Genomic DNA, 17,780 nt, shown 5'->3' on the forward strand with positions numbered 1-17,780 from the left:
GGATGCCGCAGGGGCACCTACTATCCAGTATCGAAAATGCATACGAATTCGCGATCTACTCCGTCGACTGCGTTGTCAGTGGATGCGCTTAAGCTCGTGCCAGTTGTTAAATCAGCAGGTGGGGGGCGAGCAGAAGGATGTCTTCGGGCTTCGCGGTTGGACACCTCGTCGAGTTCACGGGGGCTCCGGGCATCGGCCGGGTTGGCGCCGTCGACGGCGAGATGCTGCGCGTCGACTTCTTCGAATCAGTAGCCGAGGAGGTCGTCCACTCTCAGCGTGTGCCGGCGAGGAGCTGCTGGCGTGCCAAACTCGAAGCAGAAACGCGGGTCTACTGGCGCGAACCGAGCACCGGAGATTGGCTCGCTGGCCGGGTCACGGGGGAGCACCTCCCGGAATACTTCATCCAGGTCCCCAACAAGAAGTGGAACGAGCGCGCGAACGAGTGCGATCTCCGAGTGCGTTGGGACCGCCCCGTTCACGATCCCCTCCAAGTCCTCACGAGTGGTGGTGGCGAGTCGGGGTTCTTCCGCGACGCTCGGCTTCCCTTCCTGCGTGATCTCGTTGCCCAACGGGCTGCTTGCGCGAACATGGCTGCGCTGCTGTCCTCGGCTGCCGAGGTCTTCCCACACCAGATCCGCGCGGCAATGACGGTGCTCGCTGACCCAGTGCAGCGATACCTCATCGCAGACGAAGTAGGCCTCGGGAAGACCATCGAGGCTGGGTTCGTCATCCGGCAGACCCTCCTGGACGATCCGCAGGCACGAATAACGGTCGTTGCCCCCGAGCCACTGCGGCGCCAGTGGGACAAGGAGCTCCGCAACAAGTTCTTCGTCGACGACTTTCCATCAGCCCGGATTGTGATCACGTCTCACGAGACGCCGGAGAAGTGGTCCGCGTACCACGACAGTGCACTTGTCGTCGTGGACGAAGCCCATGCACTGGTGCAGAACGCCGACGAGGGCCTCTCGCCCTACAGGGAGCTAGCCGCCCTGGCTCACTCCGCACCGAAGCTCCTGCTCCTGTCCGCGACCCCCGTGACTTCGCACTACACCACTCACCTCGGCCTGCTGCACCTGCTCGACCGCGACCTCTACAGCTGGGACGACCGCGAAGCTTTCGAGCACCGCTATGCCCTACGAGCCGAGTTGGCCGACAGCGTCTACGCCCTGGATGCCACCTTCACCTTCCTGCTGAGGTCCACGCTCGACGACATCCGGCGGATCCTCCCCGATGACCCCCGATTTGAGCACCTTGCAGATCGGATCGTCGCATGTCTCACCGAGGACGATGACCTCCGCGATGAAGTAGAACCGGATGAACTCTCCCTGCGCGTAGAGGAGCTGCGTGGGCACATCAGCGAGACGTACCGCCTCCACCGCCGGGTGATCCGACACCGGCGCGACCAGGTGGAGAGGCCAGAAGACGATTCCGAAGAAGGCGAACCCTACGCTGTCCGCGGGCGGAAACTCTCGGACGTCATCACCCTGCAGTCCACCTTCGACGCGGTCGAAACCGCCCTTACGGAGTGGCGCATCGGCGTCTCAAGTTCCTTGCTCGATGCCGGGCTTGAAGATCAGACCACCGCGTACGCCCGCATCCTCGGCGTCCTCATGTCCAGGACGGGCGGGCCCTTCGACGACTTCGTCGACGCCCTGCGCTGGCGAGTCCGCGGAGATGGCGAGGCGGCGCAACGAGCCGGTCTCAGTGCCCAGGAGCAGGCCATGCTCGCCGCGCCCCCTCTCATCCCTGCAGAGGTAGAAGCACTCGACGAGCTAGAGAGGCACCTCGACGAAGCAGAGGGCAACCAGCCGCTCAAGGCGACAGTCAACGCCCTCGTCCCCACTCTGAATCGCGGTGGACGCATCGTTGTCTTCTGCGGTGCGGGCGTGCTGGCACACCAACTCGCGGCGCACCTGCGGCGGCTGTCTCGTACAGCCTGTGTCGTGGAGCACACCGCACAAGCCGGAGCGGCAGCTTCCGAGGACGCGGTCACGAAGTGGCGCACAGCGCCGGGGACGTCCGTCCTTGTCGCCGACCACACCGCCGAGGACGGGCTGAACCTTCAGGCCGCGAGTGCCGTCGTTCATATGCGCCTGCCGTGGAACCCCAACCAGCTCGAACAACGGATCGGACGGGTTGACCGTTATCCCAGTGGCGAGTCCGTCAGCCAACTCGATAAAGCCAGCCAGTACGTGCTCAGCGCAAGCACCGAGGACGAAGCCCTTGGCACGGCGTGGCTGAACCTGTTGCGCGACGGCTACGAGGTCTTCTCGAGGTCAGTGTCGACACTGCAGGACGCCATCGCAGAAGGCCGCGACGCTGTCTGGAGCGACGCCCTACGAGATGGCCCGTCCGGGCTCGCCTCCGCCCAGCAACGAGTTCAAGACCAGCTCCGCGAAGCCCGCCAACAGATCGAGAAGATGGACATGCTCGAAGCCATCTACCTCGATGTCGATGACCGAGACAGCATGGTCAAGAACCTCAGGGGGCTAGAACTTGAGTGGAAGGAGATCCAGCGCGGTGTCTTCCGGTACACGAGCGCAGGATCTGGCGGTATCAACATCCGCCACTACGAGCGCACAGCCGGCAAGACCGTCTTCGACCTCGTAGGGTCACGGCCGCAGGTGCCGCCGCGGCTCTACGTGGCGCAGACCGCGGCGCTGGAACCTGCCATGGCCCAGGGCACGTTCAACCGGTCCAGGGCCCTGCGTGATCCTGGCACAAGGCTGTTCCGCATAGGCAACCCCTTCATCGACGCGCTCGCCGCGTTGAGCGACATCGACGAACGTGGCCAGGCCACTGCCTACCAGCGCGTGGACCCCAGCCACATGGGTGACCCGGAGCCCTACTTCGGCTTCGACTTCCTGGTTGAGGCCGACGCCTCCGTGGCGGCAGAGGCGATGGCCAACCGGAAAGAGGTGAAAAGGGCGTTGCAGCGCCAGGCCGATCTCCTCCTTCCGCCGTTCACGCGCAGAGTGTGGGTGCGGGCTGGAAGCACCGAGGCGCTGACGCTGGCCTCGGCGCTCGAATGGCTGAACGAGTCCTACGACAACCGAGAGTGCCAAAACCTGAGTGGCCAGCGAATTCGTGTTCTCATCGACGTCTTCGGTGGCTGGTCGGAGTTCCGTCATGCTGCTGAGACCGCCGAGAAGGTCGCACGCGACGAACTCTTCCGCGTCACTGACCTGAAGGCACTCTGCGCCGAGGCCCAGGAACGCGGTCGCCGGCGACTCGCCGTGACTCGGGCGCAGGCCGAGGCCCGCAGGGCTGCCGGTCGCCTCCTGCGTGAGGACGAAAGCCAACTGGCAGACGTGAAGACCGCCGGTCTACTCATCGACGGCCTCATGCAGCCCAGCGTACGGCTCATGGCTGCAACCTGCGTTCTCCGCGCTGGGCGAAAGGGGGCCCAGGCAAGTGCGTGACAGTTGGGCTGCGGCACAGCAACTCTTCGACGCCTGGCCGTTCGTTGTCCCGACGCCGGAGGAGCCGGAATACGGCGGCACATTGCGACGGCTCAAGCATGCCCTTGACGGCCTCGCTGAACAGAGGGCCTCGTGGCGTGACGTGGCAGCACTGACACGGCAGATCCTTCTCGAAGCTCAGGCCAGCGGAAACACCTTTGGCCTTTCAGTACCACCTGGCGCACCGCTGCCCACGCGACAACAGTGGGAACAGATGCACTGCCATGCGCTCCCGGACGGCCGTCGTGTCTTGGTCACAGCCCGGCCGTGGCACCCTGGCGGGGAAGATCAGAAAGCTGACGAAGCAGCCACGTACGACTTGGAGAAAGTCCACCTCGGGGAGAGCCTCCAAACACACCTTGAGTTGGAGCCGTGTCCAGCTGACCCCTTCTGGATCCGTGCTCTTGGCAGCGGTTACGCCCAGTACAAGTCAATCGGGCAGCGGCAAGCCGCGCGCGCTGTGGCACTCGCAGAGCCTGGCAGCACTGTCATCGCTTGTTTGCCGACCGGCCACGGCAAGACCGCCCTCGTACAGGCTCCGGCTCTGCTCGCAAGTAACCGTACCGGTGTCACGTTGGTCGTAGTGCCGACTGTCGTGCTCGCGTTGGACATGGAACGTCGCGCCCAGGAGTTGCTGAACAGCCGCGGACGACGAAGTCCCTCCGGCCGCTACGCTTACATCGGCGGCCTCGACGAGAACCTCAAGCAACAAATACGAGAAGATATCCGGACAGGCAAACAGCGGATAGTCTTCACAAACCCTGAATCGCTCGTTTCTGGACTCAAGTCTGCACTGGAAGATGCTGCCGAGGCAGGTCACCTTCACTACTTCGTCATTGACGAGGCCCACCTCGTCGAGCAATGGGGCGAAGGCTTTCGGCCTGAGTTCCAAACCATGTCCGTCCACCGTCGGACCTGGCTGAGCGCAGCACCACCCGGACGTGCACCCGTGACGGTCTGCATGAGCGCCACACTCACCGAGCAGCAGGTAACCACCCTCGAGAAACTCTTCGCAGACCCCAAGCCAGCCGAGATCGTTTGGGGTGCCCAGGTGCGCCATGAACCCAGCTACTACATCGATGCCTTCACCGACGAAGAGCAGCGCACCGAGGCAATCCTTCGTGCCATCGACCTTCTACCGAAACCACTAGCTCTGTACGTGACAGAGCGGAAAGACGCCAAGGCGTGGCTCGACCGCCTGCGCACAGCCGGCTTCGCACGAGTAGCCGACGTCGCCGGCTATTCCAGCCCCGACGAACGCCGAAGCGCAGTGGAAGGCTGGAGCGGCCGTTCCGCTTCGGGCCCTATGCCCACCCGATACGACATCGTCGTAGGAACTTCAGCCTTCGGCCTGGGCGTAGACCTACCCGACGTCCGCAGTGTGGTGCACGCCTGCCTGCCCGAAACCGTCGACCGCTACTACCAGGAGGTAGGGCGCACAGGCCGGGACGGACGTCCGTCCGTGGCCTACCTGGCGTCCGCCCCCAGGGACGAGCCCGTCGCCGAAGGCATCAATCGGCAAGCAATCATCGGCGCAGACAAAGCGTGGTCGAGGTGGCGGTGGATGTGGACGCTCAGGGACAAGACATACCCACGTCAGCGTCACTACCTCGTCAACCTCGACTCCATCCCGGACAACGTCCACGACACCTCGGAGGCAAACCGCGACTGGAACATCCGCACCTTGAACCTCATGCTGCGCGCCGGGCTCATCGGTCTCCACGTTCCTGAGCCGCCCCAGCGACACGACGACGAACCACGCGCAGCCTTCCAGGAACGCCTCGACCGGTTCTACGAGGTGGCATCCACGCATGTGGACGTCACGCTCGAAGACACTCAGACCAACGACGAGGAGCACTTCCGGAGTCGGTTCGAAGCGGAGCGCCGGCGCTCAATCACCGCGCAGCGACAGGCCCTAGCCGATCTCCGCACCCTGCTACGCGGCGATCGATGCACAGGCGAGGTTCTCAGCACCTACTACCGGGTCCAGCAAGGCGGTGCCCCACTGCTGACGGGGGTGAATTGCCGAGGCTGCCCCAGTTGCAGAACGACAGGCCTTCCGCAGGAGAACGGCTTCTACAAGCTGGCCGGGGACCCTCATCCACTGGTTCCAGCCCCTAGTCGGACCAGCCACGATCCACTCCGACGCATGCGTGGCACCGCGTCCTGCCTCAGTTTGTGGTGGGGGACCGAGACGGACCGCCAGGTCAAGGTGCCTCGGCTGCTGGAGATGCTGGCCCTTCGTGGCATGAACGTGATTGGTGGGCCAGGGATCACCCCATCTCTAGCTGAAGCTCTTCAGGAGGATGTGGCACCGCGGCCGATCATCTGCGACACCGACGCGGATCTGCTCCGCTTCTACGAAGGCCCCATCGTCTGGGTTCTGGACGATGATCCCTCACCGATGGACCGCGTGCTCAGATCGCGGCTTGACTCACCAGATGTGACCTACTTGATCCACCCGCGAAGTACGCCGGATCCGAGTCGCCCAGGCCTGGCCTTCGGTGCTCTTCATGCTCAAAGTTTCTCCGTCCAGACCGCGTTGGAGTCCTTCTGATGGCCCTGATCAACGTGGACGCCTCGCGCCCCGACCCCATGTGGGCAGTCGTCCGTCTACTGGCCCACTCGAAGAAGCCGGTACCACTCAACGGCGCGCGCGCTCTGCTGAGCCCACCGACCCTCGCATCCGGTGACAAAGACGCGTCGGAGATGTTCAACAAGGCCGTCAAGACGCTGCGGGAGCTCGGGCTGCTCCACGTCGCCGAATCCACCGGTGAGCTGACGCTCACGGGACCCGCTGAACATCTCGACGGCCAAGACTGGGACGCATTTGCGGCTGCGCTGCGCAGCGCCGTCTTCGCACCTGAGCGCAACAGTGGTCTGGGGGACAACGATGAACAGAGGGAATCCCGAGACCTCACGCGTGCCCTGGCATGGTTCCTCACGCTAGATCCCATGGGCCCTGCTGTGGACTGGGACCAGGCGCAGGACCTCATGAAGGAGACCCCTCTCAGGCCCGAGGCGGGACCGGCTGTCGTGAACGCCGAGCGATGGCGGCAGTTCTGCGACTGGGCCCCGGCGCTAGGGCTCGCAGCACGACCACTCCTTGCCGGCGGAGGTGGCAGTCGACTGGTACCCGACTGCACGGCCGCAGTCAGATACGTCATGCAGTGCCTGTGGGAGCCGGGCCGCCAGGTGAATGCCGTAACAGCCGTACGAAGCGTCCGGGAGCATTTGCCGGTACTCTCCAGCGGCCAATACTCGCTGGCTCTCCACCTCCCCAACCCCGGTGACCGTGTAGCGGGCCCTGCTCTCTCCTTTGCGCTGCTCCGCGGTAACGACGAGGGCTGGCTGCGCCTAGAACTCGATTCCGATGCCGCAATGGTGCTGCAGGTGAGCGATCCAGAGCAGCCCTCCAGTCCGCGCTACGTAAGCGACATCACGATCCAGGAGGCCCCCAGTGCCTGACTTCCGCGGAAAGGTCTGCTGGGACCCCGCAACGGCCGCCAACACCATCAGCGTTGAAGCCATCTCCCCATCTGCGGCCGTGTTTCGGGCCACTCATGCGCCGTTGCGGATCCAGCGCGCGCGGCTCGACGGCCGGCAACTCGTGCTTGAGGGCCAGCCGGTCGACGAGCGGACGGTTCTTCACGACTTCCTGAATCATGAGTCCAACAGCGGCGCACTCCTTATGCCCATCGTGGGCGAGTCCGGGTCGGGAAAGTCTCACCTCGTCCGATGGGTCCGCGAGCACCTCGAACTGGTCGACGATGGGCGCCGTGATCGCGAGATCATCTACCTTGAGAAGCACAGAACAAGCCTCAAGGCAGTGGTGCAAAGCCTGATCGCCAAGGCAGACAGTGACGAACTGAAGCAACTCAAAGCGGAGATCGACAAATTTACCGCTGACATAGACGCATCAGTGCTGGCTCGGCGGCTGATCCACTCCCTCAACGAGACTCTCGTAGCCGAGACCGGCCGCGGCGTCTCGGGGCCGGCGCGGCAACTCTTCGGCCCTCATGGTCTCGGAGCACTCCTTGACGATCCACACGTCAGCGAATTCATGCTCCAGCCCGAGAAGTTTGTTCCACAACTGGCCACGTACCTCCTACGAGACCGCACCAAGGGTGACAAAGATCGCCCGCCGAAGTTCACAGTTGATGATCTGCCGCTAGACATCACAGATGTCAGTAAGGCTTCCGCACTGGCCAAGAAGTGGGTACAGGTTCTCAGCGCCAAGGCCGAACTCCAGGAGATCGCGATCGACCTCCTGAACGAGCACTTGGAGACTGCGATCAATCGCAGCTTCAACCTCGGCATGGGCCGCTTGCTGGAAGCGATGACCCTTGTCCGCGAGGAGTATCACCGACAGGGCAAAGAGATCATTCTCCTCATCGAAGACTTTGCTCTCATTCAGGGCGTACAGAAGGACCTGCTGGATGCTCTTGTCGAAGCCGCTCACCGTGAGGGGGCGACACGGCTAGCCCCCATCCGCACCCTTATGGCGGTAACGACTGGCTACTTCCGTGACCTGCCAGAGACCGCCCTCACCCGTGTACAAGCAAACCTGGGCTACGCGTATGACCTCGATGTGCCCTTCAGCGAAGAAGACACCGGCGAAGAAGCCATCGCTTCATTCGTTGGCCGCTACCTCAACGCCGCGCGCATCGGCAAGGATCGATTGGAGCAGGTAGGCGGCGCCGAGCCGCCGAACGCGTGTGATGCCTGCCCGCTGCAGCCGCGTTGCCACGACGCGTTTGGAGCATCAGCGGATGGATTCGGGCTCTACCCCTTCAACCGCTCAGCCCTGACTCGCATGGTCCACTCCACCGCTTCGAAAGATGAACCGTGGGGGTTCGTCCCCCGAACGGTGCTCGGAAGTGTGGTGCGGCCCATTCTCATTGAGCACGCTGGATCGCTGCGGCGTGGGGAGTTTCCCGATGAGGCCTTCTCCGCTAGCTTCCCTACCGCTGACATCGACACGACGCTTGACACAACCGTGCGATCGTTCATTGATACCAACGATCAGGTGGCCGGTACACGCCGGAAGCTGATCCTTGAATTCTGGGGCGATGCCGCTGCACAGGGCATCGAAATCGATCCCACGGTGATGGAGGCCTTTGCTCTCAGCCCGATGGCTGCCGGAGCCCAAACCCCTCTGAAGCAGCCACGGCGCGAAGCTGAGCCTTCCCCCCAATCCGGCGCCTCGCCTGGCACTGCCAAGACGGAAGACAAGACTTATCCGCCGTCCGTTCAGCGGAGCCTTCAGAACATCGAGGAGTGGGTGACCCGCGGCGACGACCTTAAGCAGGATCATGCCCGAGCCATCCGCACTGTCATCGCCACGGCGGTAGCCGAGCGGTACCGCTGGAACGCGCCGCTCATGCAGGCGCAGAGCAACGTGAAGGAGAAGGGCTGGCCCAACAACGCCACCGTCGTCAGCATCGAAGGCTCTGCTGTCGCAGGCATCACAGGTGCCGATAGCGCGCCGATCCAGTTCAAGCGGAGTGCGACGAACAGCAGGTTCTTCCAGAGCTTGATCCGTGCGCAGTACGGGTTGGACCAAGTACGCGGTGAGGACATCCGCAGGCTCGCGACCCTGGCCGAGCGGCACGCGGGTTCGCTGGCGTCGCGAGTTCAACGCAACTTGGAGGTCACTGACGACGACCTTGTCCTCGGCCTACGGGCATCCGTACTAGGAGCGGTTCTTGCTGGCCGGTGCTGGCCTGGCATGAGTATCGAAGAGCTCCTGGCGGCAGCGGTGGACGACGGCGATGCTTGGGAAGGTACCGGCGTAATGTCGAGGCCGGACCGGTGGACCGCCGCCCTCAACCAGCACCTGGCGGCCCGAAGCGCCCTGGTGAAGCGTATCCGTGCTGGTATCGGCATCTCGCAGGGAAGCAGGGGAGCCGTGGGCCTGATCGATGCAGCCCGGGCAGTCCCTCTGCTGGAAGAGGCAACAGCCACCTGGGCGTGGGAAACGCCGGCGGGCAGCATCCCCGAGTGGGTGAAGCCCGCAGTCAAACCATTCGCGTCATGGTCCGCGCTGATCGACGGGCAAGTCACGATGCTCAAGGGCTGGCTGAGCGAAATCCGAATGCGGCAACCCCGCAGCACCCCGGGGAATCACACCCTGGCCAGCATCAGAACTGCCGTCGACAGGGCAAGAGAGGTCAGTCTGTCGCTGTCCGCCCAACGAGCACGTGAACTCGATGCTCTCCTCGAGCAGGCAGGTGCTGTGGAGTGGTCCACGATCTCCGCTCTAGAGGATGACCTGGGTCGGTGCTTCGACGACGATCGCCCCGAGGCGGCGCGTCTGACTGCGCGCATCCGCACGGCCGCCCAGGACCGCGGAGCCTCCATCGAAGTTATCCGGAACCTGCTTTGTGTCGCTGACGAATGGCTTGATGAGGCACTGAAGGGTGCCGAGCTGCGGGCGAGTTCGTCGGCTGCGAAGAGCGCAGCCGAGGGCGTGCAAGAACTCATTGCCGAATGGCGTTCCCTGGCAGTTGAAGGGGCTGATCAGTCGTGACTCCGATGTCTGTGTACGAGAAGGCAAAGCTGCTTGAGGATCACGCTTCCCGCATCGCAGATGGCGAGGACTCTCAGCGACAAGCCACTCGTGTATCAAGCCGGCTGCTGGAACTCCGCTCTCAGCTCAACCAGCTTCGCTCGCAACTGGCCGTCACGCAGGCCCTACAGTCCCGTGGCGCCGGACTCGACATTGACTTGTCCGGCATCGATGACGGCAGAGCTGGATTCGAACGCAGTCTGGGGCCCAGCGGACTCCCTTCCAACCAGGTGTTCAACACGGCGAAGAAGAAGACACAGGCAGTAACCGATCGTCTCGCGGAAGAAAATCAAGCCGCTTGGTCAGCCTGGACTGAGCAACTTCTCGCGGAACTGCCCCTTGCGCGAATCTCGATGCTCGTCGAACTCGAAGCGGAGAAGCAGGCTTCCAAGCGACAAATCGAACTGGAGCGAATCGCCAGGGGTAAGGCTTCTCAAGAAGCCATCACCACATTCGCGACCACGTACGCCGGCCTAGCGGAGCTCCTTCAAGACACTCAAGATCCGCCGGAAGCACTCGTCGATCTGCTAAATCGGCTACGCGAGCAACCTGGCCTGACGCTAAGCGACGTCACAGACGAAGAGATCGCACTCCTTCGCGAATGCCGGATGGACGCCCACATCACCCTGAAGAGGAAGGGTTCGTGAACCAGAGCACAGTAGGCCGGAAGTTCGCCAACGAACTCCTGAACCAACTTGAAGACCTTGAGATGCCCCTCCTCATGTGGGGCGTGACGGAAGGCGCGCTCTCAGAGGATGACGTCCTCAACTGCATCGAGCAGTTCCTCGACGAATGCGACAATCCGCCGGCACTATCGGCCGTCGAGATCCTCCGCGAGATGCAGGGCCGCGCGCTGCTCTTCAAGGTGCCCTGGCCTAGCGACGGATCGATCCGCTACCGCACTCGTTTTGCCGAAGCCCTGCGCTTGACCGCCGGACTGCGTCAACTCTTCCGCCCCCGCGGAGACTGGGCAGACGACACACCCAACGGATGGTGGCGGCAAGGGAAGCGACTCGTTGCTGACTACCGCCTACACGTTCGCTATCGTCGTTACCCTGATCGAGATATTCCGGGCTCCCAAGCACTCAAGGAGTTGCGCACCCTTCCAGGTTGGGGCGATCTCCAAGACCGCGTTGCCCAGGACCAACTGGGCGGCAAGAACCTCGCTCGTTTTCAGTTGGAGGCAACGCAAGCTGTCTTCTCCTCACTCCAGGGCCAAAACCGTTCCAAGGGCATTATCGTCAGCGCCGGCACCGGTAGCGGCAAGACGCTGTCCTTCTACCTGCCCGCCTTCGCAGCCATAGCGGAGCACGCGACCAACAGGGTCCAGAACAGGATCCACACTCTGGCTCTGTATCCGCGAACTGAGTTGCTGCGGGATCAGTTGCGCGATGCGATCGTCAATGCTCGAAGCGTTCAGAGCGCGCTCGTCAGCCAGGGGAAGAGGCCTCTGCGTCTCGGCGCACTCTACGGAGGCACCCCGAATCACGATGATGACTGGCGACTTCAGCCCGGACGAGGTTCCGGCCGTTGGGCACGTGTAGGGGACGGCGCCGTGTGTCCCTTCCTTCCCTGTCCCAGCCCTGAGTGTGAAGACGGCGAGTTGATTTGGTCTGACAGGGACCGCGCTGAACGCGTTGAACGCCTCATATGCCGACGCTGCGGGGACGAAATCCCGGACGGCCAACTCGCCCTCACTCGCGAGTCCTTGAAGAAGAACCCGCCGCACCTGTTGTTCACAACTACGGAGATGCTGAACAACTGCAGCGCCGACGGCTACCTCGATAGCCTCCTGGGATGGCGCGGGGGAAGCGTGCCGTCCCTGATGCTCCTCGATGAAGTGCACACCTACTCGGGAGTGCACGGGGCGCAGGTCGCCTACCTCCTACGCAGATGGAGGGACGCAGTAGGCAAACCCGTAACTTTCGTGGGCCTCAGCGCCACACTGCGCGACGCGAACCAGTTCTTCGCACAGTTGGTCGGCCTGCGCGAGAGTGACGTGGACCCCATTGCACCCGACGATGCCACCATGGTGCGGGAAGGCCGCGAGTACGCGCTCGCGCTGCGAGGCGACCCAGTCTCGGGAGCCAGTCTCCTGTCCACGTCGATCCAGACTGCGATGCTCTGGGGCCGCGTACTCGACAACGGTGACGACGCCTTCCTCTACGGCTCGACTGGGTTCCTATTCACGGATGCCCTGGACGTCACCAACCGTTTCTACAAGTACCTCCGCGACGCCGAGGGCGACCAGGACCATCGCGGGCGCACGAGTCGCCGGGGTGACGTGCTGGCCGGGTTGCGGTCACGTGCGCGCCCTGAGCCCGGGCCTCGCTACCTCGAGGGACAGAACTGGGAACTCGTCGAGCGGGTCGGTCATGAACTCGACCCCGATCTCCGCATGCACCCCTTGATCATCGGGCGAACCTCATCCCAGGACGCGGGGGTGAACCGCAATGCGAACCTCACGATCGCTACAGCGTCGTTGGAAGTGGGCTTCAACGATCCCCGGGTTGGTCTCGTCCTTCAACACAAGGCACCACGGAATGCCGCTTCGTTCATCCAGCGCCGCGGCCGCGCCGGCCGAGAGCGCGGGACTCGGCCGCTGACCATCGTGACCTTGTCGGACTACGGTCGCGATCGCCTGGCCTACCAGGGCTACGAAACGCTCTTTGCTCCGGAAGTCGCTGCCACGACCCTGCCGCTCAAGAACCGGTACGTCCTCAAGATCCAGGGAGCCCAGGCTCTTCTTGACTGGGCCGGGCGCAGGATGCGTGTCCAGGTCGGGCGCGGCGACGTGCGCAAGCTCCTGACGACCCCGGATGACCCGAGGATCTTGTCCGAGTACGAGAACGAGCGCCTCGGACTGATCAAGATCCTGCATCAACTGCTGACCGAGGAGCGTGTCCAGGACGAGTTTGCACGGCACCTCGTCAAGGCGTTGAAGATCAGCGTCGACGATGCACAGGCCGTGTTGTGGGAACAGCCTCGTTCCCTCCTCATGGCCGTCGTGCCCACGGCTCTTCGCCGGCTTCGCTCCCGTTGGGAACCTCTTGTAAACGACCCCGGCATGGGCAAGAAGGCCATGCTGCCCGAGTTCATCACCCGCACCCTCTTCGAGCCGCTGAACCTTCCTGAGGTCGATCTGGAACTCCCCTTCGATAATGGGGATGGATCCATCGAGCACATGCCCATCGGTAAGGCACTGACTGAAGCCGTGCCGGGACGGGTCAGCCGGCGCTTCGGGTACCTGGACGACACTCACCGCACGTGGCTCCCCATCCCCGACGACGACGGCAATGTGCTCAACCTGAGAGAAATCGTCACCGAGGGCAGGCTGGAGGGCACCTGGCAGCCTCATGGACATAATGACGCCAGCCTCGAAGTCGTCCGCCCCTTGAGCCTGGCGCTTTCCCAACCCGATCCCGACATCGTGGACCAGTCCCACGGCCAGCCGCAATGGGGCACCCAGATCGTCGTGGAGGACGACGCGCCCCTCAGTGAGGGCACCGTGCCGAAGCCGTCCCCCTGGCAACGTCGCATTGACACGGTCAGCTTTGCGACTCACGCGGCCGGCAACCCTGTACAAGTGCGCCGCATGACGTTCGGCGCTGAGTGCAACGTCCGCCGGGAACGCCAGAACAGTCAAGCCCGCACTGTTCGGTACGAACTCCGGGGACGACCGGCCGCACTCGGATTCGCCTTGGGCGTCGATGCCATCCGCTTCGAACTCAAGCCACTCAACCTCGACGATCCGGCTGTCAGGGAGTACCTCACTACCCCTCAGTGGCGCTCGCTGGCCTTCTTGCACACGGTTCAGGATGATCAGGCCTTGGCCGAGATCTCCGACAGTTTCCAGAGGGAGCGCCTGGCCCAGATCTATCTGACCGCGTTCGCTCTGGCCGGACTCGACGGGAACCGCACGAACGCTGACGTCCGTGCGCTGCTGAAGAACGGTTCCTGGACTCAGGATCTCTCCAAGATCTTCCAGGTGCTCTACCGTGACTCCGACGTGACTGAGCAGGAGGTCGACGGTGATCGACTCGTGTCAGAGTTGATCAAACTCGTCGCCAACAGCACGGTCATCACAGCTCTGGACAGGGCAGCAGAGCTGCTGGTAGCAGAGGACATTTCAGCCGAGACCAGCCCGCTCGCCCGGCGCACATACCGCGACACGATGGCAGCTGCGATTCTTGCTGCTGCTCAACGCGCGTGCCCGAACGCACAGGACGGCGACCTCATCGTTGACACACTTCCCGGTGAGGGAGAGGACTCGCTCACCGAGGTGTGGCTCAGCGAAACGTCCGTGGGTGGGTTGGGGATCGTCGAGCAGTTGGTCGACTTCTACTCGAAGGACCCCCGGCAATTCTGGGGGCTTGTGACGAGCAGCCTCGCGCCAAGCGAATACGAGTACGTCGACGCCACGCTGACCCGGTTCCTCCGGCACGTCATCGACGAACCCAGCGGAACAGCTGCCCAGGCAATGGCGACACTCCGGGCCGGCAGTTCCGCCAAAGAAGCCGAGGACGCTCTGGACGTCCTTCGCGAGGCCTGGGCACGGCTCGACGGCCCGCCTCGGCATGCAGCCGTTGCTGCCCTGTCCACGCGCCTTCTGCGCCCGGGGTCCGGACCCGATACTGACGTCACCGCTCTCGTCCTTGTTGACACATGGACGGAGTTGGAGCAACGTCTCCGGGTCGAGGTCGACGCTCGCGTAATCGCATACGCCGTAGGATCCGGCAAGCTCCAGTTGGAAGGCGCCAGGTCCCTGACCGCAGACCAGGTCTTCAGTCTTCTGTGGCCCCGTGGCCACCAGGCCCGCACTCAAGACCTGAAGCACTACCAGCCATACGCTGACGACCCCGTCCTCGAGCGTCTGCTGGTCCAAGCCGCACACGATGACCGTATACCGGTGATCGACGTCACCAAGCCCACATGGGATAACGCCTACCGGCAGCAATTGACCGCGACTTCGGCTGTCGAGCTGGTCTGTCCAGCGGGAGACGCAACTCTGATGGCTCAAGCCTTGAAGCAGGTTCCGGTCACGCCCATCGACAGGGATGTGCTGCGCGTCTACGGAGAAGTCTGCGGCGTGGTCCGCCACCAGAACGAGATTCGAGTCAGGGTCGAATTGAGGGAGGCAGCCCAGTGAAATCCCAGGAACGAACCCTCCGCACTGGGCAGCACACCGCGATTCGCGTTGACACCATGCTGTCCGCCGCGCTGATTGCGGAGTTCATCGCACCCAGCGACCACCTGTGGTTGGTGTCCGCATGGATCACCGACGTCCAGGTCCTCGACAACAGCCACGGCGCCTACGACGCACTCTTTGGAGACACCCCTCCCGTGGGGTGCCGACTCTCAGACGCAGTGGCCCGCATTGCCCATGGTGGCGCACAGGTACACGTCGTGACCCGCGATGATCCCCACAACGAGGACTTCCTGCGCCGCCTGATGAAGGCGGCATCAGGAACGAAGCTTCACATCGTCCGCGACCCGGATATCCACGAGAAGACGCTGTGCGGGAATGACTGGATGCTGAGTGGATCGATGAACTTCACGATCCGAGGCATGGTCCGGAACGACGAAAAGATCACTTACCGGGCAGGCAGCGACGCTGCCGCTCAAGCACGCATTGACCTGGCCGAGCGGTGGGGGAACGGAGAATGAACCAGACCACGTCCTGGACCATTGATCGTATCCAGGCGTTCCTGCACAGGTTCTTCGGCGAGGGCAACGACGCGTGGCCCAAGATGGACCCCAAGCACTCGTGGACAGCGCGCACCGAGCCCTTCGTCAAGATCGCGCTGGGCGATAACGACGCGCCCATCGTTCTCCCTCGTTGGGTCGCCGCAAATCAGTCGTACTCGATGTACGCCATCGCACGCGACCCAGCAGATGCCGGCAAGACAGCTGAACTCATTGAGGCATTTGCCGGGCCTACGTACATTTACTGCAACATGGAGCGCGGTGGCCTTCGTCCAACTCTCCTCAACCGGGACGATCCCGTAGAACGCGCCGTCATCGACCTGGCTGGCGAACGTTCCACTTTCCGGCTGACAACCGGGGAAAGCGACAAGTACCGGCAGGGTCTGACTGATGCTCTGCTACTGATGCAGCAGACCTACCTGAGGCGTCCGCCAAGGCTATGGCGCATAGTGAAGCCGGTCGGGCGTCTCATCGCCGAGTTCGACGCGGCTCTCGCGGCCGGCGGCGAAGCTGCGTCGCTTGACCTCCTTGAGCAACTCGCCGCCGCGGGCGGGCTTACCGCGACGAATCTCGCACATCTCAAGCTCAAGAGACTTGACCGTCTCGGAGCGAGTACCAAGGTGCTGGAGTTCCCGGCACTTCAGGACGTAGCCAGGCAAGATCCTCCTGCGCCGGTGAAAGCAGCAATCCTGAACGCCGTGTACACCGTTGCTCTGGAGGAGCCACTCGCGGCTCGGAATCTGGAGGCGGCCAAGTCCAACCTCATCACTCACGGCAGGGCCGTCCCCGAGCTGCTCGCAGGCGACCCGCGGTCGTATGGACCGCAGGCCATGACGGTGCTCCTTCTGGCTTGCGTGATCCTCAAGAACGCAGAGGCCGCAGGCCGGTTCGTGACGGCTGCTGAGGACCTCGACCAAACACCCGAGATCCCCATGCTCGTGTTGAACGAGGCCAATGCGCTCATTGCCCAGGCTTCGGGCGACCTCGGTGCCTCCACGGTCGCGCAACCCGAGGAGTCGGCAGACACGGCCACTCCGATCAACGATTGGCCAGCCCTGTTCTTCGCGCTCGCCGAGGGCGACAGCGCGGCGAAGGACGCACTGGATGAGGAACAGTGGACCCTGTGGCCCACTCCTGCAGAGCACGATGGGACCCTCGCCGAATTCCTGGACGGGTTGAGCGACGGCGCCGCGCGAGAACTATGGCGGGCAGTGGGCTCGTTCATCGATGCCGTGGGCTACGACGACCCCGCACCCGAATGCGCCCACGCATTCATCCGCAACGCAGTGCTTTTCAACCGCTACAGCCCTGGCGACTTGGCGGCCTTGCAGGCGCTGATGGAGATCGCACTTCGCGCTGCTCCCTCTGCCGATCAGTACGCGGAGATCCTTAAGGACATCGGTTCGGACACGGATCGGTGGGTTGCTCCCGAACGGGCCTCGGCCGTCTTGGACTTCGTCGACCGCTTGTTCCTTGCAGCGTGCCCTGATCCTGAGGCCCGCACGAGCCTGTGCTCGCAGCTGCTCGGGCCTCTGTCTGCACACAGCCGCCGCCTCACTGAGGCAGACCTTGCCTTCGCGCGCCGGCTCTCTGAAGACCTCGGCATCAGCTTCTCCTGGGATGCTTCTGCTGGCGAAGACGGCAAGGAGAGCACGCCCGTCGAGTTCCCCTCGGCGACACTGCTGCTCTACTCACTGGACGAGGCAGTGCTCACCCGATGCCAGGAGGAACTGAAGCGGCTCGCTCCCGCTGTGAAGGTCTTGACGGCTTACGACCATGTAGGCACGCCGCAACTGCGGCAGAAGGCCCGTACTGCGAATGTGATCGTTTTGGCCACGCGCTGCGCCAAGCACGCGGCCACCGGCTTCATTGATCAGAACAAGACGACAAAGCACGTCGGATATGCGAACGGGAGTGGCTCCGCATCACTCCTCCGCGCTGCGGTCGATGCGCTCCGCCTCGCAGCAGCAGAGTCCTAACAGAACGGCGGCCGCCCAGGACCGGGCGGCCGCCGCAGCAAGGCCTCGGGCAGCGCCAGGCGA

8 protein-coding genes are annotated in these 17,780 nt (G+C 63.5%); all 8 read left to right on the plus strand.

What is annotated here, in order from left to right; genetic code table 11:
* The first annotated feature begins 137 nt into the window (after positions 1–137).
* From dpdE to dpdD, 8 genes are read left to right on the plus strand one after another with little or no spacing between them, the layout of a single operon-like run.
* A complete protein-coding gene (gene dpdE, locus ASC60_RS13175) occupies positions 138–3,422 on the plus strand; it encodes a protein DpdE (RefSeq protein ID WP_199830950.1) in 3,285 nt (1,094 codons plus the stop codon).
* Positions 3,415–6,018, plus strand: coding sequence for a protein DpdF (dpdF, locus tag ASC60_RS13180; protein ID WP_055550317.1), 2,604 nt, complete (start codon positions 3,415–3,417; stop codon positions 6,016–6,018). Before dpdE ends, dpdF begins: the two co-directional genes overlap by 8 nt.
* Entirely contained in the window at positions 6,018–6,929 is a 912-nt protein-coding gene (gene dpdG / locus ASC60_RS13185) for a protein DpdG (RefSeq protein ID WP_055550319.1), read from the plus strand. Before dpdF ends, dpdG begins: the two co-directional genes overlap by 1 nt.
* Positions 6,922–9,993 carry a protein DpdH gene (gene dpdH / locus ASC60_RS13190; RefSeq protein ID WP_055550321.1) on the plus strand — a complete coding sequence of 1,024 codons (3,072 nt, stop codon included), beginning with the start codon at positions 6,922–6,924 and terminating at the stop codon, positions 9,991–9,993. Before dpdG ends, dpdH begins: the two co-directional genes overlap by 8 nt.
* Before the next feature lie 5 nt (positions 9,994–9,998).
* Complete coding sequence (locus ASC60_RS41625) at positions 9,999–10,679, plus strand: hypothetical protein (RefSeq protein ID WP_063787127.1); 681 nt, start codon at positions 9,999–10,001, stop codon at positions 10,677–10,679.
* Complete coding sequence (gene dpdJ, locus ASC60_RS13200) at positions 10,676–15,181, plus strand: protein DpdJ (protein WP_234356927.1); 4,506 nt, start codon at positions 10,676–10,678, stop codon at positions 15,179–15,181. The genes ASC60_RS41625 and dpdJ overlap by 4 nt, the downstream gene beginning before the upstream one ends.
* Positions 15,178–15,699 carry a phospholipase D-like domain-containing protein DpdK gene (gene dpdK, locus ASC60_RS13205; RefSeq protein WP_234356928.1) on the plus strand — a complete coding sequence of 174 codons (522 nt, stop codon included), beginning with the start codon at positions 15,178–15,180 and terminating at the stop codon, positions 15,697–15,699. The genes dpdJ and dpdK overlap by 4 nt, the downstream gene beginning before the upstream one ends.
* The gene (gene dpdD, locus ASC60_RS13210; RefSeq protein ID WP_055550325.1) at positions 15,696–17,717 is read left to right on the plus strand and encodes a protein DpdD; all 2,022 of its coding nucleotides are present in this window, start codon (positions 15,696–15,698) and stop codon (positions 17,715–17,717) included. The genes dpdK and dpdD overlap by 4 nt, the downstream gene beginning before the upstream one ends.
* Positions 17,718–17,780 lie beyond the last annotated feature (63 nt).

Origin of the sequence: Streptomyces sp. NBRC 110028 (genome assembly GCF_001417735.1) — a bacterium.
Classification (GTDB): domain Bacteria; phylum Actinomycetota; class Actinomycetes; order Streptomycetales; family Streptomycetaceae; genus Streptomyces.

Excerpts from the sequence above, each read along its gene's own strand:
- dpdE (WP_199830950.1), top strand. The coding sequence starts at position 138 with ATGTCTTCGGGCTTCGCGGTTGGACACCTCGTCGAGTTCACGGGGGCT.
- dpdG (WP_055550319.1), top strand. The coding sequence starts at position 6,018 with ATGGCCCTGATCAACGTGGACGCCTCGCGCCCCGACCCCATGTGGGCA.
- ASC60_RS41625 (WP_063787127.1), top strand. The coding sequence starts at position 9,999 with ATGTCTGTGTACGAGAAGGCAAAGCTGCTTGAGGATCACGCTTCCCGC.
- dpdD (WP_055550325.1), top strand. The coding sequence starts at position 15,696 with ATGAACCAGACCACGTCCTGGACCATTGATCGTATCCAGGCGTTCCTG.